Genomic DNA, 19,577 nt, shown 5'->3' on the forward strand with positions numbered 1-19,577 from the left:
CCCCCCGCCGGCGGCGTCCTACCCCGCCGCCCCCGCCCCGCCGGCCCGGGTCCAACAGGATATCCCCGAGCGGGGGGGCGGGGGGCCCCCCGCGCTGTCGGTCGAGCCGCGCGACGGACGGCTTTGTGTATTCATGCCGCCGGTCGAGGCGCTGGAAGATTATCTCGAACTTGTCGCGGCGGCCGAGAACGCGGCAAAGGCTATCGGCCTGCCGGTGCATATCGAGGGCTACGGTCCGCCACACGACCCGCGCCTCAACGTCATCCGCGTGGCTCCGGATCCCGGCGTCATCGAGGTGAACATCCATCCGGCTGCGAACTGGCAGGACTGCGTGGCGACGACCACAGCGATCTACGAGGAGGCGCGGCAGACGCGGCTTGGCGCCGACAAGTTCATGATCGACGGCCGTCATACCGGCACCGGCGGCGGCAACCATGTCGTCGTCGGCGGCGCAACACCCAACGACAGTCCGTTCCTGCGCCGCCCCGATTTGCTGAAGAGCCTTGTCCTGCAATGGCAGCGCCGTCCGTCGCTGTCCTATCTGTTCTCAGGCCTGTTCATCGGCCCGACCAGCCAGGCGCCGCGTTTCGACGAGGCGCGCCACGATTCGCTGTACGAGCTTGAGATCGCCATGGCGCAGGTGCCGCATCCGGACAGTGGCAGCGCCCCGTTGCCGTGGCTGGTCGACCGGCTGTTCCGTAACCTGTTGACCGACGTGACGGGGAACACCCACCGTTCGGAAATCTGCATCGACAAGCTGTTTTCGCCCGACGGCCCGACCGGCCGGCTGGGGTTGGTCGAGTTCCGCGGCTTCGAGATGCCGCCCAATGCGCGCATGAGCCTGGCGCAGCAATTGCTGGTGCGCGCCATCATCGCCCGCGCATGGAAGAACCCGCTCGATGGCCGCTTCGTGCGCTGGGGCACGTCACTGCATGACCGTTTCATGCTGCCGCATTATGTATGGGCTGACTTTCTCGACGTGCTTGACGACCTCAAGCTGAACGGCTTCGAGTTCCGTCCCGAATGGTTCGACGCGCAGCTTGAATTCCGCTTCCCGTTCTGCGGCGAAGTCCAGCATGCCGGCATCAAGCTGGAGCTGCGGCAGGCGCTGGAGCCGTGGCATGTCATGGGCGAGCAGGGCGCGATCGGCGGCACCGTGCGCTTCGTCGATTCCTCGGTCGAGCGGCTGCAGGTGAAGACCGAAGGGCTCAATCCGGAACGTCATGCGGTCGTCTGCAACGGCCGCATCGTGCCGATGAAGGTGACCGACTCCAGAGAGATCGCGGTGGCCGGCGTCCGCTTCAAGGCCTGGCAGCCGTCATCGGGGCTGCATCCAGCACTGCCGGTCAACACGCCGCTGGTCTTCGACATCTATGATCGCTGGTCGGGCCGGGCGGTCGGCGGCTGCGTCTACCATGTCGCGCATCCCGGCGGGCGCAGCTACGACACTTTCCCGGTCAACGGCAACGAAGCGGAGGCGCGGCGGCTCGCCCGCTTCGAGCCGCGCGGCCATACGCCGTCCGCCTACGTGCTGCGCGGCGAACAAGCCTCTGAGGATTTCCCGATGACCCTTGACCTGCGGCGGCCTGCAAGACTCTGATCAGCCATGGCAAAGGGGAATCACCAGGAAATACGCGGCAGGCCGCATAATTTGCTGGAGCACTACCAGCCGATCGACGGCGTCGTCGACGAGATGGTCGATGCATCAGGCAATCCCCGTCCGGTCTGGAAGGAGTTCATCGAGGCGCTGGAAGATCTGGGGCCTGAAAAGCTCGCCCAGCGCTTCGCCCGCGCCGACCAGTATCTGCGCGACGCCGGCGTCTATTACCGTCTCTACGATCAGGCCGGCGCCCATGAGCGCGAATGGCCGCTGGCGCATGTGCCTCTCCTGATAGAGGAGCAGGAATGGGCCGCGATCAGTGCCGGCCTGGTCCAGCGGGCCGAGCTGTTCGAGGAAACGATTGCCGATATCTACGGGCCGAACCGCCTGGTCGAGAAAGGCATCCTGCCGGCGGGGCTGATCGCGGCCAGCCCGGAATATTTGCGCCCCGTCGTCGGCACCAGACCGGCCAGCGGCCATTTCCTGCATTTCTGCGCTTTCGAGCTCGGCCGTGGACCGGATGGCCGCTGGTGGGTGCTGGGCGACCGCACGCAGGCGCCGTCAGGCGCCGGCTTTGCGCTGGAAAACCGCGTCGCCACCACGCGTGCGCTGTCCGACATCTATGGCGAGATGCATGTGCACCGCCTTGCCGGCTTCTTCCGTCGCTTTCGCGACGCGCTTAACCGCATGGCCAAGGCATCAGGCGGCCGTGTCGCCATCCTGACGCCGGGGCCACTCAACGAAACCTATTACGAGCATGCCTATATCGCCCGCTATCTCGGCATCATGCTGCTCGAAGGCGAGGATCTGACCGTCTCCGGCGGTCGATTGATGGTGCGCACGGTTTCCGGGCTGGCGCCGGTCAGCGTGCTGTGGCGACGGCTCGACGCCGCCTTCGCCGATCCGCTGGAACTGCGACCGGATTCGCAGATCGGCACGCCAGGGCTGGTCGAGGCGATCCGCCGGGGGGCTGTTTCAGCCGTCAACGCGCTCGGCTCCGGGCTAATGGAAACGCGGGCGCTGTTCGCCTTCCTGCCAAAAATTTCGCGCGAATTGCGCAACGAGGAGCTTCTCTTGCCAAGCGTCGCGACATGGTGGTGCGGGCGGGACAAGGATCGTGACCATGTGCTGGCCAACCTCGACCGCATGGTGATCGGCCCGGCGCTGTCGACGCGGCTTGCCTTCGAGGATGACGATTGCACCAGGCTGGGCTCGGCGCTGGTTGCCGGGGAACGGGCCGAACTGATAGCCCGGATCGAACGCGACGGCGGCGCCTTCGTCGGACAGGAAGCAGTGACGCTTTCGACCACGCCGGTCCATGTCGGCGGCCGGCTGGAGCCGCGGCCGGCAGCCTTGCGCGTCTATCTGGCGCGAACGCCGGAAGGCTGGACGGTGATGCCCGGCGGCTTTGCCCGTGTTGGCTTTTCGCTCGATCCGACGGCTATCGCCATGCAGCGCGGCGGCCAGGCGGCGGATGTATGGGTGGTCAGCGACAGGCCGGTGGAGCGCGAGACGCTGCTGCCGCAGGAGCACGACAGTTTCATCCGCACCTCGCCAGGCAGCCTGCCCAGCCGCGCTGCGGAAAACCTGACATGGCTCGGCCGCTATATCGAGCGATCGGAAGACACGGTGCGCATCCTGCGCGCCTATCACGTGCGGCTGGCCGAGGCGTCCGACCCGGACATGCCTTTGCTTGCCGATATCAGAGACCATCTCGAACCGTTCGGCATCGACGTCGCAGCGGCGATCCCGCCGGGGCTGATCGCAACGCTGGACAGCGCCGTTTACAGCGCCGGGCAGATCCGCGACCGCTTCTCGCCCGACGGCTGGCTGGCGCTGAACGATCTGTCGAAGACCATCCATCAATTCGCGACAACGGTGGCGCCGGGCGATGATGCGACGCGGGCGATGACGGTCATCCTGCGCAAGCTCGCCGGGTTTTCCGGCCTGCTGCATGAGAACATGTACCGCTTCACCGGCTGGCGCTTCCTGGAGATCGGCCGGCGGCTGGAACGCGGCATCCAGATCGCCCGCACGCTTGCCCGGCTGACCGGGGCTGCGGCGCCCGAAGGCGCGCTCGACATGATGCTGGAGATCGGCGACAGCGTGATGACCCACCGGCGGCAGTATCCGGTGCAGGCCGGCAGGCGCACGGTGATCGACCTCCTGGTGCTCGATCCGCTCAACCCGCGCTCCATCCTGTTCCAGCTCGAGCGGCTGAAGGCCGAGATCGCGCTGTTGCCTGCTGTCGGTGGCGAGGGGCATATGTCGCCGGCGGCGAAAGAGATACTGCAGCTCAATACGGCAATCGCCATCAAGGAGCCCTCGGACATGACGGCGAAGGCCCTGGACGATCTCGCCACCGAGATCGGCGGCCTCTACAACAGCCTCGCCAAGGGCTATTTCGGGTAAGGCCTATTTCGGCTAAGGACGGGACCCGGAGGCTGGCATGCTCTACGACATCAGACTCAATCTGCGTTACGACTATGATGCTGCAGCCGGCGGCGGCCGCCATCAGGTGCGCGTGCTGCCGCCGACGATATCGGGCGTGCAGCGGGTGATCGCCGCTTCGCTGTCCTTCGCGCCGGCGCCGAGCGAACGCTCCGACTTTTCCGATTTCTTCGGCAACAATGTCACGTCGATCGCCTTTCGCGATGCCCATGATGCGCTCGACATCAGGATGAGCGCGCGCGTCGCCGTCTCGCGGCCGGAACCCGGGCTTGACGTGTCGCCCGACATTCGCCGGCTGCGGAGCCAACTCGAAGCGGTGCGGTCGCTGTCGCCTGATACACCGCATCACTTTCTGGCCGCCAGCGACCATGTCGGCATTGACGCTGATATCACGGGGTATGCGCGGAGCAGTGCCGGCAGTTCTGTCGTCGGTACCGCCATGGACCTGTGCAATCGCATTCATCGCGATTTCACCTACGATGGCGAGGCGACCACGGTGCAGACCCGGGCGAGCGATGCTTTCAGCCTGAAGCGGGGCGTCTGCCAGGATTTTTCGCACATCATGATCGCCGGCCTGCGCGGCCTCGGTATCCCCGCCGGCTATGTCAGCGGCTTCCTGCGCACCATTCCGCCGCGCGGAAAACCGCGATTGGAAGGGGCCGACGCCATGCATGCCTGGGTCAAGGTGTGGTGCGGGCGCGACACCGGATGGCAGGAATTCGATCCAACCAACGGCATGCGGGCAAGCAATGACCACATCACCGTTGGCCACGGCCGCGACTATTCGGATGTAGCGCCGATCGTCGGCGTCCTGAAGACGACGGGCGGACAGGTCGGCGAGCAGGCGGTCGACGTCATTCCGGTCGTGCTGGAAAAGGCATGACGGCAAGCGAGGCTGCGATCGATTTGTAGGCGCCGAAGGTAGACAGAGAGACGGCCCGTCGAACGCACATGCGGTGCGCTGACATCATTCTGAAAGCCACACGCGGAACCAGCAGCCGTTCCTGCGCTTATCTACGGGAAAATTTCTCGTGGAGAGGACATGCTGGACAAATCCGGATCGTCGACTGGCCGGTCGGCTGCCAAGGAGGGTGCACCAAAAAACGGGGCGCCGAAGAATGGCGGAGAGGCCTCGGCCGATCGAGCCTCGCTCACCTATGTCACCGATACCGAGCCCGGTATCCGCCGTTTCAGGACCGGCAGGGGATTTTCATACAAAGGACCTGACGGGCAGGGCGTCGACGAGAACACCATGGCCCGCATCAAGGCGCTCGCCATCCCACCGGCGTGGACGGATGTGTGGATCGCGCCGGATGCCAACGGTCACATCCAGGCGACAGGCCGAGACCAGCGCGGACGCAAGCAATATCGCTATCATCCGCAATGGGCCGAGGAGCGCGACGGCGTCAAATATTCGAGCCTGGTTGCCTTTGCAGAGAGTCTGCCTGAACTGCGACGCCAGATCGACGCCGATCTGCGCCGTCACGGCCTGCCCTTGGAACGCGTTGTCGCCGCTGTGGTCTGGCTGCTCGACAACACGATGATTCGCGTCGGCAATGCCGCCTACGCCCGCGACAACAACAGCTTTGGGCTGACCACGCTGCGCGACCGCCATGTCGACATCAAAGGCTCGAGCCTGCGTTTCGCTTTCAAGGGCAAGTCCGGCAAGGAATGGAAGCTGAAGCTCGTCGATCGCCGGATCGCCAGGATCGTGCGCGGGGCGCAGGATCTGCCGGGCCAGAAGCTGTTCCAGTATCTCGACGAGGACGGAAGCAGGCGACCAATCCGCTCCGACGACGTCAACCGCTATATTAGGGAGACGGCAGGGGCAGATTTCAGCTCGAAGCATTTCCGAACCTGGGGCGGCACCATCCATGCGGCGTCGTTGTTTGCGCAAACCGAACGACCCGAAAGCCAGGCACAACAGAAGCGGGTGATGAACGGCGTCATCGACAAGGTGGCCGAGCGGCTGGGCAACACGCGCGCCATCTGCCGCAGCTGTTATATCCACCCACAGGTTTTCGAAGCCTGGTCCGAAGGTCGGCTGCTCGGCGAAATGGCGGATGCGAACAAGCGGAAGCGATCGATAGCCGGCCTTGATGATGAAGAAGCCGTCGTTCTGAGATGGCTGAAGGCGCAGGAAAGCTGAACCGACCAGAGCAACCAAAGGCCTTCATTGTGCTGGCAGGACGTGATTTTTTTATCGACGTTGTGTCGGGATCGGTCCTACTGTTTCGTCCTTTGACAGAGAAAAGGACACACCCATGCTCTACGCAATCCTCTGCTATGCCTCCGAAGACGTCGTCTGCTCGTGGAGCAAGGAACAGGACGATGCCGTCATGGAAAAACTCCTGGGCGTGCAGGAAAAATACGCTCGGGCCGGCCGGCTTGGCCCGGTGGCGCGGCTGCTGCCGACGACCGCTGCGACAACGCTGAGAAAGGTCAAGGGCGAATCGGTCGTCATCGATGGCCCGTTTGCCGAGACCAAGGAACAGTTCCTCGGCTTCTACACGCTCGAATGCGCCGATCTCGATGAGGCCGTCGACTTTGCGCGCGAGCTTTCCGAGGTCAACCCGAGCGGCGGCTCCTACGAGATACGGCCGGTTTCGCTCTTCAATCCCGCCAAGGTTTCAGCATGACCGACCTTACCTGGATCAGCACAGCGATCAGCACCGCCCGCCCACAGGCGATGGGCGCGCTGTTGCGCTACTTCCGCGATCTCGACGCGGCGGAGGAAGCTTTCCAGGACGCTTGCCTGCGAGCTTTGAAGAACTGGCCGACAAACGGCCCGCCGCGCGATCCGGCGGCCTGGCTGATCTTTGTTGGCCGCAACAGCGGCATCGACGCGGTGCGCAAGCGTGCCAAACAGGCGCCGCTGCCGGAAGAGCACCAGATCTCCGATCTGGAAGATGCCGAGACCGATATCGCCGAACGGCTGGACGGCGCGCACTACCGCGACGACATATTGCGGCTGCTGTTCATCTGCTGCCATCCCGACCTGCCGGCGACGCAGCAGATCGCCGTGGCATTGCGCATCGTTTCAGGCCTGAGCGTCAAGCAGATTGCCCGCGCCTTTCTCGTCGGTGAAAGCGCCATGGAGCAGCGCATCACCCGTGCCAAGGCGCGCATCGCCGATGCCGGCGTGCCGTTCGAGACGCCCGGCGCGGTCGAGCGCTCCGAGCGGCTCGCCGCCGTCGCCGCCATGGTCTACCTGATCTTCAACGAGGGCTATTCGACCAACAGCGGCGAGGCACCGGCGCGCGCGCCGCTCTGCGAAGAGGCGATCCGGCTGGCCCGGCTGCTGCTGAGGCTGTTCCAGACCGAGCCGGAGATCATGGGCCTGACGGCGCTCTTGCTGCTTCAGCATGCGCGTGCGCCGGCGCGTTTCGACGAGAACGGCGACATCGTGCTGCTCGAAGACCAGGACCGCAGCCTGTGGAGCCGCAAGATGATCGACGAGGGGCTGGCGCTGGTCGACAAAGCGCTGCGCCACCACAAGCCCGGTCCCTACCAGGTGCAAGCGGCGATCGCCGCCCTGCATGCGCGCGCGGAAAGGCCCGAGGACACGGACTGGAACGAGATCGAGCTGCTCTACAGCCTGCTCGAGCAGATGCAGCCGTCGCCGGTGGTGACGCTCAATCGCGCCGTCGCGGTCGCCAAGGTGCGCGGGCCGGAAGCCGCACTTGCCATGATCGAGCCGTTGGAACAAAGGCTTTCCGGCTATTTCCACTTCTTCGGCCTTAGGGGTGGCCTGCTGATGCAGCTCGGTCGTGGTGAGGAGGCGCGAATCGCCTTCGACCGCGCCATTGCGCTTGCCAATACGGCCGCCGAGGCCGCCCATATCCGCATGCACATCGACCGCCTGATGAAGGAAGGCGCCGTGCGGGGTGCGCAGGCAGCGCGCTGAGACGACTCGCTGGTTCAACGGTCTGCCTTTGGCTTAGACCATGCCGGGGTGGCGATTTTTCCCTGAAACGAGTAATGCCACGCCATGACAGCGCCTGATGTGCCGATCGGTGCAGGGACGGCATGGCGCAAGGGTGCATGTCCCAAAACCGCTGCGCACTTTGGGGTCAGGCCCGAGGGCATGCTTTTGGGCGACATGCATAATTGAGCGACGGGTCTGAAAGGGAAAGAAAATGACGATTGCGAAGGAAATAGCCGGGCTGCTGGCGAAACTGGGCGTTGCCGAGGCTGCGCTTTCGGGCGGCGATCTCATCGTGCGCAGTCCGGTGACGGGTGAGCAGATCGCCGCGCTGAAGACGATCTCGCCGGCCGATGCGGCAGAGACCATCGAAAGGGCGCATAAAGCCTTCCAGGCATGGCGGCTGATGCCGGCACCGAAGCGCGGCGAGCTGGTGCGGCTGCTAGGCGAGGAACTGCGCGCGCACAAGGCAGAGCTTGGCCGGCTGGTGTCGATCGAGGTCGGCAAGATCCCGTCCGAAGGGCTCGGCGAAGTGCAGGAGATGATCGACATCTGCGATTTCGCCGTCGGCCTGTCGCGGCAATTGTACGGCCTGACCATCGCCACCGAGCGCCCGGGTCATCGCATGATGGAAACCTGGCACCCGCTGGGCGTCGTCGGCGTGATTTCGGCCTTCAACTTCCCGGTCGCGGTGTGGTCGTGGAACGCCGCGCTGGCGCTGGTCTGCGGCGACGCGGTGGTTTGGAAGCCGTCGGAAAAGACACCGCTGACGGCGCTCGCCTGCGAGGCGATCTTCAAGCGTGCGGGAGAACGTTTCGGCGATGCTCCGGAAGGATTGATTTCGGTGTTGATCGGCGATCGCGCCGTTGGCGAAATTCTGGTCGATCATCCTGATGTGCCGCTGGTCTCGGCCACCGGCTCGACCCGCATGGGCAGGGATGTCGGTCCACGGCTGGCGAAGCGTTTTGCCCGCGCCGTGCTGGAGCTCGGCGGCAACAATGCCGGCATCGTCTGCCCGACGGCCGATCTCGACATGGCCTTGCGCGCCATCGCCTTCGGCGCCATGGGCACCGCCGGCCAGCGCTGCACGACGCTCAGGCGCCTGTTCGTGCATGAGAGCGTCTACGACCAACTCGTTCCGCGCCTGAAAAAGGCCTATGAAAGCGTCTCTGTCGGCAATCCGCTGGAGACATCAGCGCTGGTCGGACCGTTGATCGACAAGGCAGCCTTCGACAGCATGCAGAACGCGTTGAAGGAAGCCGCCGCTCAAGGCGGCAAGGCCACCGGCGGCGTGCGAGTCGAGAACGGCCTTCCCGACGCTTATTACGTTCGTCCGGCGCTGATCGAGATGCCCAAGCAGGTCTCGCCGGTGACGGAAGAGACCTTCGCGCCGATCCTCTACGTGATGAAATACTCGGACTTCGACGCCGTGCTCGACGAGCACAATGCGGTCGGAGCGGGGCTGTCGTCGTCGATCTTCACCCGCGACCTGCAGGAATCCGAGCGCTTCCTCGGCGTCGACGGGTCCGACTGCGGCATCGCCAACGTCAACATAGGCACGTCGGGGGCCGAGATCGGCGGCGCCTTCGGCGGCGAGAAGGAGACCGGCGGCGGCCGCGAGAGCGGTTCCGACGCCTGGAAGGCTTACATGCGGCGCGCCACCAACACGGTGAACTATTCCAAGGCGCTGCCGCTGGCCCAAGGCGTGTCCTTCGACATCGACTGAGAACGCCAGGGCTCGTTTCGTGGCAGCACCGAGCCCGGGTGGCTCTATAGGGCGGCTGATGTGGCCCAGCCCATGTCGTTGAAACGTCATCCGTGCCGACCCATATGCGCATTGCGTCGGATGTTTTCCTCCCATTGCGTCCGGCGCGTTCCCCTCTGGAGGTTTTGAACCTTCATGCCTGGCCGGACCTTAACAGTCCGGCCTTTTTTCTTTTTGGCCGCCCTGTGAAGCTGCGCTGCCGCGAGCGAGCTGTAAAAACCGCCGTAGGTCGGAGCCCCCACGCCCGGCAGGCCGTGGTGCTGGCAGCCCGGACGGGCGCGCCCACCGGCATAACAGCCCACTGAGCGCGTAATGTCCCGACCATTTTCGTCACACTCGACAGCGGCTTGGCAGTAGGGGTGCGGCAACGGAAGCTGCCATTTCGTCAGAAAATCCACTAGTCTCGCTTGGTTTGCGAGACGGCGAGAGATGCCCGACCTGAAACAGATGCCCGATATGAGACAAATGAGATTGATCGGCATCGTGGCCGCGACGGCGATCGGTCTGTACATCTGCTACCGCCTGGCATTGCCTTTCTTGCCCGCATTGACCTGGGCTCTGGTGTTGGCAATCGTCCTGCATCCGGCTCATCGACGGGTCGAGGAAAGGCTCAGGAATCAAAATCTGGCTGCATTGATGTCGGTCAGCATCGCGGCGGTGGCGGTCGGCCTGCCGCTCGTCTTCGTGGCACAGCAGCTTGTTGGCGAGGCGGTAAACGGCGCCACCTACATGGAGGAGGTCATCCGGGGCTGGAACACAGATGCCTTCCTGTCGGGCTATCCCAGGCTTTCGGCGGTTGCCGGATGGATCGAGAACCAACTCGATCCGGCCGGCACGGTCGCCGCATTTGTACAATGGCTGACGGGACAAAGCACATCGCTGCTGCGCGGCTCGATCAACCAGGCCGTGATGTTCGTGCTGACATTCTATCTGCTGTTCTATTTCTTGCGGGACCGTGAACCGGCCCTGCGCGGGATCGAGCGTCTGTCGCCGCTGCGCGCATCGGAGATGGCATATTTGCTGTCCCGCCTTGCCGAGACGGTGCATGCGATCCTGATAGGCACCGTGCTCATCGCCGTCGTGCAAGGAACGCTGGGCGGTCTGATGTTCTGGTGGCTCGGCCTGCCGACTCCGGTCTTCTGGGGCCTGGTAATGGGGCTTCTTGCCATCGTGCCGGTGCTTGGCGCATTCCTGGTCTGGGTGCCGGCAGCGATCTATCTCGCGCTGGAAGGGGCTTGGGCGAGCGCAGCGATCCTGACCGTCTGGGGCGGCGGCGTCGTCGCCGGCATCGACAATCTGCTCTATCCGATGCTTGTCGGGAGCCGGCTGCGGCTCCACACAGTGGTCGCCTTTATCGGCGCGATCGGGGGCATCGTCCTTTTCGGAGCATCCGGGCTTGTCCTCGGCCCTGCGGTGATCGCGGTCACCGTCAGCCTCATTGACATCCTCAAGAAACGATTGAACGACCAAACCGGGGCGGAACTGACGCCAAAGCGCGACACAAAGCCATCACGGCAGTCGAGAGCCGCGACTGGTCGTGAGTAAGCACCGCCACGCGCCGCCGTGGAAGGCTGTATCGCTCGAAGGGTGCGGGTGGACAGTTTCCCGTTCGTCGTCCCATTATCGATGCCAGGCGTTTGGTGAGTTGTGGAAGCATGAAGATTGCATGCGTTGTAGGCGGCGGGTTCCTCTTTTATCGAGTACATCCGCGCCTTGTTGGAGAGCCAGATGCAGGAATTCCTTCTTTTTGCGATCGTAGGGTTTTTAGCTCAGGCTGTGGACGGCGCTCTCGGCATGGCCTACGGCGTGATTTGCTCGACAACACTACTGGGGTTCGGCGTGTCTCCTGCACATGCTTCGGCTTCAGTTCACGCGGCCGAGCTGTTTACCACGGCGGCCTCGGGTTCGGCTCACCTCTATCACCGCAATATCGACTGGAAGCTTTTCTGGCGGCTGATGCCGTTTGGCGTGCTCGGCGGCGTTCTCGGCGCTTTTGTGCTCACCTCGTTTGAGGGGGCCATCATGAAGCCTTATGTGACCACATATCTTGCGCTCGTCGGAGGTTGGCTCCTGTTCCGTTCCTTCCGACGGATACCAAGCAAGCCGGTCCCTGCAGCCGCGGTGCCTCCGCTTGGGCTTGGTGGTGGATTTCTCGATGCGGCAGGGGGTGGCGGATGGGGACCCATCGTGACGACGGGCCTTCTCGGTTTTGGCGGGACGCCCCGCTACGTGATTGGCACGGTAAATGCCACCGAGTTCCTTACCACGCTGTCGGTGTCCCTGACCTTCCTGTTTGCGTTATTGACCGGCCATTGGGCGGAGGCAGGAGCGCTGGCAGAAAATCTGATCGCCGTTGCCGGCTTGGTCCTTGGCGGGGTGATCGCAGCGCCGATGGCCGGATTGATGGTGAAGTCGATCGCAGAAAAGACGCTTCTCAGGCTCGTTGGCACTCTCATCATACTGCTGGCGGGCTGGCAAACCGCGCAACTTTTCGAATTGGTGTAACTGAGGCACATCGAAAAAGTTGTCGGCGTCGATTCCCTGACGGCCGTGCCGGAGACAAAAACTCAAATCCCAAATGGAACGAAGAGGCCCCATTGTTGTTTGGATGCCTTGGACAACCGGAGGCCGAGTCGATGAGAAAATTGGTTGCAACAGCAGGGTTGGCACTGGCGGTCGCGATGCCTGCAGCGGCGCAGGACGCCGCGACCGCGAAAGCCGAATTCGTCAACATGGCTGGCGAGAAGAATGGAACGGCCACGCTGACCGAGACGGCGCAGGGTGTGCTGATAGAGTTGCAGGTGACGGGACTGCCGGCGGGCGAATTGGTTGCGTTCCATGTTCATGAGACCGGAAAGTGCGATCATCAGACCGGCCATGACTCGGCCGGTGGACACTTCAATCCGACGAATGCCGAACATGGATATCTCGCCGGAAAAGGCCCGCACGCGGGCGATATGCCAAATCAGCGGGTCGGCGCCGACGGCGTTTTGCGTGCTCAGGTTTTCAACAGCATGGTCAAGCTGGATGGTGGAGAAACGGCGATACGAGGCAAGGCATTGATGATCCATGGTGGGCAGGACGACTACAAAAGCCAGCCTGCCGGTGATGCCGGAAAACGTCAGGCCTGTGCCGTGATCGAGTGAGAAAACCCCCAAGGGCGTAGCCGACATATGGTCTAACCGGCGCTACAGTTCGGCGGCCAGGCAGATGGTCGGAGCCTCTGGCATGAGGATAAGCCAGACGGTAAGCTCATGCGCCTGCAGAGGAACTGGCGACGCAGCCATTGCGCCGAGGCTGGCCTTCATTTGCGACTGCCGGATGATTGCATGAACGATACTTCTCCTATGGGTGTGCCCGCCACGGGCCTTGCCCAGTCAGCCATTTCCGCCCGCGGCCTGGTCAAAACCTTCGGCAAGCTGCGTGCCATCGATGGTATCGACCTCGATGTGCCGCGCGGCATTATTTTCGCTATCCTGGGTCCGAACGGCGCCGGCAAGACAACGCTGATGCGGATGCTTGCGACGCTGTCGCGCCCCGACGCCGGCTCCGCGACCGTGATGGGGCACGATCTCGTGCAGGCCCCGCACGAGGTCCGTGCGGCAATCGCGATAACCGGGCAGTTCGCTTCGCTCGACGAGGACCTGACGGGCCGGGAGAACCTCGTCCTGCTCGCCCGACTCTGGGGTTTTCGCGGTCGCGCCGCGAAAGCCCGCGCGGACGACCTGCTCGCGGCTTTCGGCTTGTCCGAAGCGGCGACGAAGCAGGTGAGGGACTATTCGGGTGGCATGCGAAGGCGGCTCGACATAGCCGCCTCGCTGATCGTCACGCCGGGCGTGCTGTTCCTCGATGAGCCGACCACAGGCCTCGATCCGAACGCCCGCAAGGATGTCTGGGGCATGATCCGCGGCCTCGCAGAGGCCGGCGTCACCATCCTGCTCACCACGCAATATCTCGAAGAGGCCGATCAACTCGCGGCACGCATCGCCGTCATCGACCACGGCAGGAAGATTGCCGAGGGCACCAGCCGCGAATTGAAGGCGGCCACCGGCTCCGGTTTTCTCCATGTCGCGCTCGCTGATGTTGCGCGGCTGGACCAGGCGGCGTCGATCCTGGAACGCCGGCTGGAGCACCCTGTCCAACGCAGTGCCGAGGGCGCCGAACTCTCCGTCCTTGCCGGCACGGCGAAGGCCGCCAACGAGGCGCTCGCCGATCTGGTCGCTGCCGGCATCGAACTGTCGGATTTCTCCATGGGCCAACCCAGCCTTGAGGAGGTCTTCTTCGCGCTGACGGGCCAGCCGAGCCTGGGTGAAAGCCGGAAGGACGACAAGCCATGATCGACACGACATCCCTGCAGCGGCTGCAAAGGGTCGCCCGACCGAGGTCCCCATCAGCCCTTTCCAACGCGCTGGTCTTCGGATGGCGCGCGGTGCTGAAATTCAAGCATGTGCCGGAGCAACTCTTCGACCTGGTGATGACTCCGATCATGTTCACGCTGCTGTTCACCTTCGTCTTCGGCGGTGCGCTCGCCGGTTCGCCTGGCGAATACCTGCAGTTCTTCCTGCCCGGCATCCTGGTTCAGACCGTGGTGTTCAACGCAGTCTATTCGGGCATGGGATTGTCGACCGACCTCGGCAAGGGCTTGTTTGACCGCTTCCGATCGCTGCCGATCTGGTCGCTCTCTCCGTTCGCCGGTCTGATGGTGGGCGACATCCTGCGCCATTTGATTGCCGCCTCGATCATTCTCATCATCGGGCTGATCCTCGGCTACCGGCCGGAGGCGGGCATCCTCGGCGTGCTTGCCGCCTTCGCCATGCTGATCGCCATCGGGTTCGGCATGGGCTGGGTATTCATCGTGCTCGGCCTGCTGATCCGCACGCCAACCACAGTGATGACGCTCGGCTTTACCTTCCTGTTCCCGCTCGTCTTCGCCTCAAACATCATGGTCGACCCCGGGACCATGCCGGACTGGCTGCGGGCCTTCGTCGAAGTCAATCCGGTGTCGCTGATGACGACGGCGCTGCGCGGGTTGATGGGTGGCGGGGCGACACTCAGTCAGGTCGTCTTCGCCCTGATCGCGCCGGTGGCGCTGACCGCGATCCTGGCGCCGACGACACTATGGCTGTATCTCAGAAGGTGAGAGGCGTAGCGGGAGAGGTATCCCTACGCCACATGCACCGTGCGCTGCCTCGGCTTGATCGCGGTGGCGAGCAGCAGGCCGGCGACGATAAAGGCGGCGCCGGCGAGGTCGTAGTCGTGCAAGCTTTCGCCTAGGAAAAGGTAAGCGAGCACGGCGACAAAAACAGTCTGCAGATAGAGCAGCATGCTGGCGCGCCCCGCGCCAAGCGTCTCGACACTGCGGTTGTAGAGGTAATACATCAGAGCGCCGCCCGGGCCAGCGACATAGGCGAGTGCCAGAAGGCCGTTCGCATGCAGCGCCGAACGCTCGCCGGAAAACAGCTCCCAGAGATAGAGGGGCAGTGCGGCCAGCGCGCCGGCCCCCAGCAGCAGGACTACCGTCGGCAGCAGTTCGATGGCGAATTTGGCGCGACGCAGCAGCACGGTGTAGAGGCCCCAGCAAAACGCGCTGCCGACGATCCACAACTCGCCGGGATTGAACTGGAGCCGCATCAGCGAGGCAAGGTCGCCGCGCGCCACGATCACCACCATCCCGACCAGAGCGAGCAGCGCGCCAAGTGCCTTCCAGATGCCGAGGGGCTCGCCGAGCACGAAGCGGGCAAGCACCATGGTCATGATCGGCGACAGCGCCATGATAATCCCGGCGGTGGTCGCGTTGGTGTAATTGAGGCCCGTGTAGATCATGCCCTGACAGAGGGTCAGCCCGATGGCGCCGATGGCCAGCACCTCGATCGCCCGGGACTGGATCAGTGCAAGCATCGCCCCATGATGATGATGGACGATAGGCAGCAGGATCGCGCAGGCGAGCACCAGCCGCCAGAAGCAGAGCGCCCAAGGCGGCATCTCGGGGGCGACCCACTTGGCTGCGATGTAGACGCCGGCGGACAGGAGCCAGCAGAGCGTCGCGGTGGAATAGGCGAGTGGAAGCGATGCGTCGGCCGTCGTCTTGGCTACGCCAGGATGGGCTATCGGCATCGATTGCATGCCCGTCTCCTCCCACAGCCGATCTTAGCAAAATTGCTGCGTCTTGCCGAGCAGCAAAAGTCAGCTGTTTAACCAACCTTCCTCGCCTTGAATTCAAAAAAGGTGAGCCATTGCGGGTCTTGCTGCTCGCGCCTTGAGGCCGGTGCGAGATCACTACAGAGGCATAGGCTACAGGCCTGCCTCCTCAGACGAAGCAGGCTCACACCTTGAGATGAAGCGTAACCAAAACAGTGCTTTCGGCACCCTCTTCGAAACGAGCGGTGAGCCGCAGCCAGTTGCCGAAATGGCCGAGACGGGCAGCCGCAACACCGTCCTTGGCGGTTGGCATTTCCAGGCTTGTGCCTTCGCGCACCCAGTGCATGCCGTCGGGCGATATTTCGACCCAGGCTGTCGGAGCGCGTCCGACCGGCGACCTCAGCGCGCGCACGAAGATGATCGCTTCCCGCGCCCAGCCGGCTTCGTAAGGCTCGCTCGCCGCCTCGGGCAACTCATCAACAACGCGACGTTCCAGCCGTTCCGCGTTTTTCTCGCAGTCGCGGCTCTCTACTTTGTCGTCTGCTATCCGTTGTCCCAGCTGTCGCGTCTGCTGGAAAGGAGGCTCCATGCCGGAAGTGCTTATTGATAATGTCCACAAGAGCTTCGGAGCTGTCGAAGTCCTCAAGGGCGTCTCGCTGTCCGTCAATCGGGGCGATGTGTTTGCATTGATCGGCCGCTCCGGTTCCGGAAAAAGCACGCTTCTGCGCTGCATCAACGGACTGGAAAAGATCAATTCCGGCCGCATCGAAGTTGCCGGCCACGCCGTTGGCCGAGACCCGAAAGAGTTGCGCAAGCTGCGCACCGATGTCGGCATCGTCTTCCAAAGCTACAATCTCTTTCCGCATCTGACGGTGGGCGAAAACATCATGCTGGCGCCGCGGATCGTCAAATTGGTGTCGAAAGCTGAAGCCAAAACCACTGCGGAGGAAGTTCTCGGCATGGTTGGCCTGTCGGAGAAGTTCGACGCCTATCCCGACCAGCTTTCCGGCGGCCAGCAGCAGCGCGTGGCGATCGCCCGCTCGCTCGCCATGCGTCCCAAGGTGATGCTGTTCGACGAGGTGACGTCGGCGCTCGATCCGGAACTGACCGAGGAGGTGCTGAACGTGCTGGAAACGCTCGCCCGTAACGGAATGACCATGCTGCTCGTCACCCACGAGATGGGTTTTGCCCGCCGGGTGGCGACCACAACGATTTTCATGCATCACGGAAAGATCTGGGAAGAGGGGCCTTCGGTTGAACTCTTCGGCAGGCCGAAGACCCCGGAACTGCAGCAGTTTATTAAATCGGACGTGAAGTAGCCCGGCAAATCAGGCCGGGAGCCGCCACATTCGCACACGACCTGTACCACGCAATTCCGTTTCCGCGAGTGGGTCGCAAGCAAAATTTGGTCCAAGCAGTTTGCGAGTTGCATCCGAAATACGGATTTCGTCGGGCTCCGCTGACGTTTGAATACGTGCGGCGAGATTAACGGTCTCGCCCCAAAGGTCATAGGCAAACCGCCTTTTGCCTATGACGCCCGCGACGATTGGCCCTGAGTGAATTCCAATCCTGAGTCTTAGCGGTTGTCCCGCGAAGCGTTCGAGCTTAACCGCCTTCCGCAGTTCAAGTGCATAGTGCGCAAGGGCTTCTGCATGATCGGATCGCGCGGCGGGCAGGCCAGCGACCACCATCACACAATCGCCGATTGTCTTGATCTTTTCGCAGCCGTATCGTTCCGAGAGCAGATCCGCCGCCTTGAAGAAGTAATTTAACATAGCGAGCGTCGTCTCGGCTCCGACGCTCCGCGCTCTTTCTGTAAAGCCGACGATGTCGGCAAAAAGCACACTCACCTCAGCGTGGTTGTCTGCAATTTGTTCGTCCGCTTTTAACCGCTCCGCGATCGACGCCGGAAGAATGTTGAGGAGCAGGCTTTCGGCGCGCTGGTATTCACGCGACAATCCCTCTTGGCTCTGCCTCAACGCCTCGTTCGTCAATTGTAATTTTTCGTTGAGTTGACGCTCCCTCTCTTGCAGGAGTGTCATTTCATAAGCCTTCTGTTGAAGCCGCTGCCTGTTGTCGCGTTCGGCAGTGGCGTCAAGAAAGAGCAGCCATACGCAGGCATTGCCAGCAAAAAGATGAAGGTCCGCGACACGCCCGCTGGGCAGTTCGACCATGGCCATATGATATGGAAGCTCCGGGCAAGGCAGCAAACCTTCCATGAACGCAAGCTGCTCGGCAACGGGCTTGCCAATGCAAAGTGATGATAGGCCGTAATGTTCAACACTGCCGCCCTTCTCAGCGATGCAAAGCTGGGCATCAATTTTCAGATATGCGACAGAGTGCTCGTTGGAGAAGAAATCGTAAATCCAGCTTCTGACTTCTCTTGGCAATCCATGCATGGTCTATTTGGTGACCATCGAAGCAAGCTGACGAAATGCATCATCAACATGTTCACCTGAAAGCGCGCTTGTCAGATAGATTTGCCATCCAAGTTGCCTCAGTTCGTTAATCTCACTATCCGGTATTGCCCACCGATCGGCCAGATCGGATTTGTTGAACAGTAATACGAACGGCATGGCGCCGAATTCGGCCTCGGCCCGCTCGCGCAGCGTGAGCGCCACGGCAAGAGTAGCGGCGCGGGTTCCATCGACGACAAGCACGAGCCCGCTCGCACCTCGCACATAGCTGACGCGGAATGAGCCGATATCGTCTTCGCCGGCCAAATCCCACAAAATCAGATCCACGGTTTTATCCGGCAGTACAACACTCTTCTTGTCGATTTTCACTCCCACCGTGGTCAAGTAGGTTTCTGAAAAGATGCTTTGCACAAACCTGCGAACCAGACTCGTCTTTCCGACAGCGAACCCGCCCAACATGCAGATCTTTTTTTGCAATAACCTGGGCCCTAGTGGAAGTTTACCGTAACCGAAACTCTGCGATTGGCGGAGCTCCCGGTTCGGCTATTCTCAGTCTCCGCCGGCTCAAAAGTGCCCGCGCCGCGAACCAAAAGCGATTCCGGAGCGACGCCGCGCTTCTTGAGAAGCGCACGAACTGTCTCGGCGCGGGCGGCGCTGATCGACGCGTTGGCCGTCTCACGGCCCACGGCGTCCGAATGGCCGGTCAACATGAACTGTGCTGTTACGCCTGCCTTGCGGGCGTCCTTGGCCAATTCCTTCAATTGATTCGCCAATTGGTCGAGAACTGGCAGTTGCTCTGGTCCCGGTACAGCCTTGCCAGAATCGAAGAAAATGTCGACCGCTTGAATAGCCTCCCTCAAATGCGTGAGTTCCTGAGGGGTCACCTCGCGCAGCTCGGAAATTTCTAGAGAGAGTCCGTCCGCGGCCAGTTGTTGGGCGGCGACCCGCGCCCGATCTATCCAGGCGGCAGGAGCCTCACCCATGGCAACGATGCGATCCTGGATGATCGTAAGCCGAACCGATTTCGGCGGAGCAAGCGACGCCTCCAGCCGCTTCAGCACGAACTTCGGATCAAGGCTCTGATAGAATTGCCACTGCGAATGGACGCGAGCAGGATCAACCCCTGTTCCGGACAGCAGAGCCTGCGGGTCGGCGGCCTGCGGGTCTCTCAGGCCGGAGATATAGAAATGCCCGCCACTCGCCCTTTGTTGGGCGACGATGATTCCCGGTTGGGCCTCAAGTCGCGACACATAAGTCTGCCAGTGCTCCGCCGCGCGTGCT

General features: G+C 62.8%; 18 protein-coding genes and 1 pseudogene. 14 read left to right on the forward strand and 5 right to left on the reverse strand.

The window, feature by feature from the left end; genetic code table 11:
• From AC0L3D_RS33455 to AC0L3D_RS33510, 12 genes are all read left to right on the forward strand, one after another.
• The coding region (locus tag AC0L3D_RS33455) for a transglutaminase family protein (RefSeq protein WP_473647234.1) at positions 1–1,600 on the forward strand (1,600 nt) is incomplete at its 5' end.
• Between the two features lie 6 nt (positions 1,601–1,606).
• Positions 1,607–4,012 carry a circularly permuted type 2 ATP-grasp protein gene (locus tag AC0L3D_RS33460; protein WP_473627534.1) on the forward strand — a complete coding sequence of 802 codons (2,406 nt, stop codon included), beginning with the start codon at positions 1,607–1,609 and terminating at the stop codon, positions 4,010–4,012.
• 37 nt (positions 4,013–4,049) lie between these two features.
• On the forward strand, positions 4,050–4,934 hold the full coding sequence (locus AC0L3D_RS33465) for a transglutaminase family protein (protein WP_023798010.1): 885 nt from the start codon (positions 4,050–4,052) through the stop codon (positions 4,932–4,934).
• 159 nt (positions 4,935–5,093) lie between these two features.
• A complete protein-coding gene (locus tag AC0L3D_RS33470) occupies positions 5,094–6,200 on the forward strand; it encodes a DNA topoisomerase IB (RefSeq protein WP_473627535.1) in 1,107 nt (368 codons plus the stop codon).
• Positions 6,201–6,315: 115 nt separating this feature from the next.
• On the forward strand, positions 6,316–6,690 hold the full coding sequence (locus tag AC0L3D_RS33475; RefSeq protein ID WP_027153193.1) for a YciI family protein: 375 nt from the start codon (positions 6,316–6,318) through the stop codon (positions 6,688–6,690).
• The gene (locus AC0L3D_RS33480; RefSeq protein WP_473627537.1) at positions 6,687–7,958 is read left to right on the forward strand and encodes an RNA polymerase sigma factor; all 1,272 of its coding nucleotides are present in this window, start codon (positions 6,687–6,689) and stop codon (positions 7,956–7,958) included. Before AC0L3D_RS33475 ends, AC0L3D_RS33480 begins: the two co-directional genes overlap by 4 nt.
• Before the next feature lie 232 nt (positions 7,959–8,190).
• Positions 8,191–9,702 (forward strand): L-piperidine-6-carboxylate dehydrogenase, encoded by a 1,512-nt coding sequence (gene amaB / locus AC0L3D_RS33485; RefSeq protein WP_473627539.1) that lies wholly within the window; start codon positions 8,191–8,193, stop codon positions 9,700–9,702.
• Positions 9,703–10,206: 504 nt separating this feature from the next.
• Positions 10,207–11,286 carry an AI-2E family transporter gene (locus tag AC0L3D_RS33490; RefSeq protein WP_245277612.1) on the forward strand — a complete coding sequence of 360 codons (1,080 nt, stop codon included), beginning with the start codon at positions 10,207–10,209 and terminating at the stop codon, positions 11,284–11,286.
• Between the two features lie 183 nt (positions 11,287–11,469).
• A complete protein-coding gene (locus AC0L3D_RS33495) occupies positions 11,470–12,246 on the forward strand; it encodes a sulfite exporter TauE/SafE family protein (protein WP_023798004.1) in 777 nt (258 codons plus the stop codon).
• 131 nt (positions 12,247–12,377) lie between these two features.
• Positions 12,378–12,887, forward strand: a complete 510-nt coding sequence (locus AC0L3D_RS33500; protein ID WP_027153182.1) for a superoxide dismutase family protein — start codon at positions 12,378–12,380, stop codon at positions 12,885–12,887.
• Positions 12,888–13,070: 183 nt separating this feature from the next.
• Positions 13,071–14,078 (forward strand): ATP-binding cassette domain-containing protein, encoded by a 1,008-nt coding sequence (locus AC0L3D_RS33505; protein WP_473647235.1) that lies wholly within the window; start codon positions 13,071–13,073, stop codon positions 14,076–14,078.
• Positions 14,075–14,881 (forward strand): ABC transporter permease, encoded by an 807-nt coding sequence (locus tag AC0L3D_RS33510; protein WP_473627542.1) that lies wholly within the window; start codon positions 14,075–14,077, stop codon positions 14,879–14,881. The genes AC0L3D_RS33505 and AC0L3D_RS33510 overlap by 4 nt, the downstream gene beginning before the upstream one ends.
• Positions 14,882–14,904: 23 nt before the next feature.
• Here the strand turns inward: AC0L3D_RS33510 and AC0L3D_RS33515 are convergent, their stop codons facing one another.
• A complete protein-coding gene (locus AC0L3D_RS33515) occupies positions 14,905–15,864 on the reverse strand; it encodes a DMT family transporter (RefSeq protein WP_473647236.1) in 960 nt (319 codons plus the stop codon).
• A 199-nt stretch (positions 15,865–16,063) separates the two neighbouring features.
• Complete coding sequence (locus AC0L3D_RS33520; protein ID WP_329608250.1) at positions 16,064–16,351, reverse strand: hypothetical protein; 288 nt, start codon at positions 16,349–16,351, stop codon at positions 16,064–16,066.
• On the opposite strand from AC0L3D_RS33520, the pseudogene AC0L3D_RS33525 reads away from it, so the two are divergent.
• Positions 16,319–16,486 (forward strand): annotated as a pseudogene (locus AC0L3D_RS33525) (amino acid ABC transporter permease); the annotation flags it as partial. The gene AC0L3D_RS33520 and the pseudogene AC0L3D_RS33525 sit on opposite strands and share 33 nt — an antisense overlap.
• A complete protein-coding gene (locus tag AC0L3D_RS33530) occupies positions 16,467–17,198 on the forward strand; it encodes an amino acid ABC transporter ATP-binding protein (protein WP_077380278.1) in 732 nt (243 codons plus the stop codon). The pseudogene AC0L3D_RS33525 and the gene AC0L3D_RS33530, both read left to right, overlap by 20 nt.
• A gap of 9 nt (positions 17,199–17,207) precedes the next feature.
• Here AC0L3D_RS33530 and AC0L3D_RS33535 read toward each other — a convergent pair whose 3' ends face one another.
• The 3 genes from AC0L3D_RS33535 to AC0L3D_RS33545 form a co-directional block, all read right to left on the reverse strand.
• Positions 17,208–18,278, reverse strand: coding sequence for an adenylate/guanylate cyclase domain-containing protein (locus AC0L3D_RS33535; protein WP_473647237.1), 1,071 nt, complete (start codon positions 18,276–18,278; stop codon positions 17,208–17,210).
• Between the two features lie 3 nt (positions 18,279–18,281).
• Positions 18,282–18,755 (reverse strand): Rab family GTPase, encoded by a 474-nt coding sequence (locus AC0L3D_RS33540; protein WP_036262255.1) that lies wholly within the window; start codon positions 18,753–18,755, stop codon positions 18,282–18,284.
• A 29-nt stretch (positions 18,756–18,784) separates the two neighbouring features.
• On the reverse strand, positions 18,785–19,577 hold a 793-nt coding region (locus AC0L3D_RS33545; RefSeq protein ID WP_473647238.1), incomplete at its 5' end, for an OmpA family protein.

The sequence above is a fragment of the Mesorhizobium sp. WSM4837 genome (assembly GCF_055811435.1).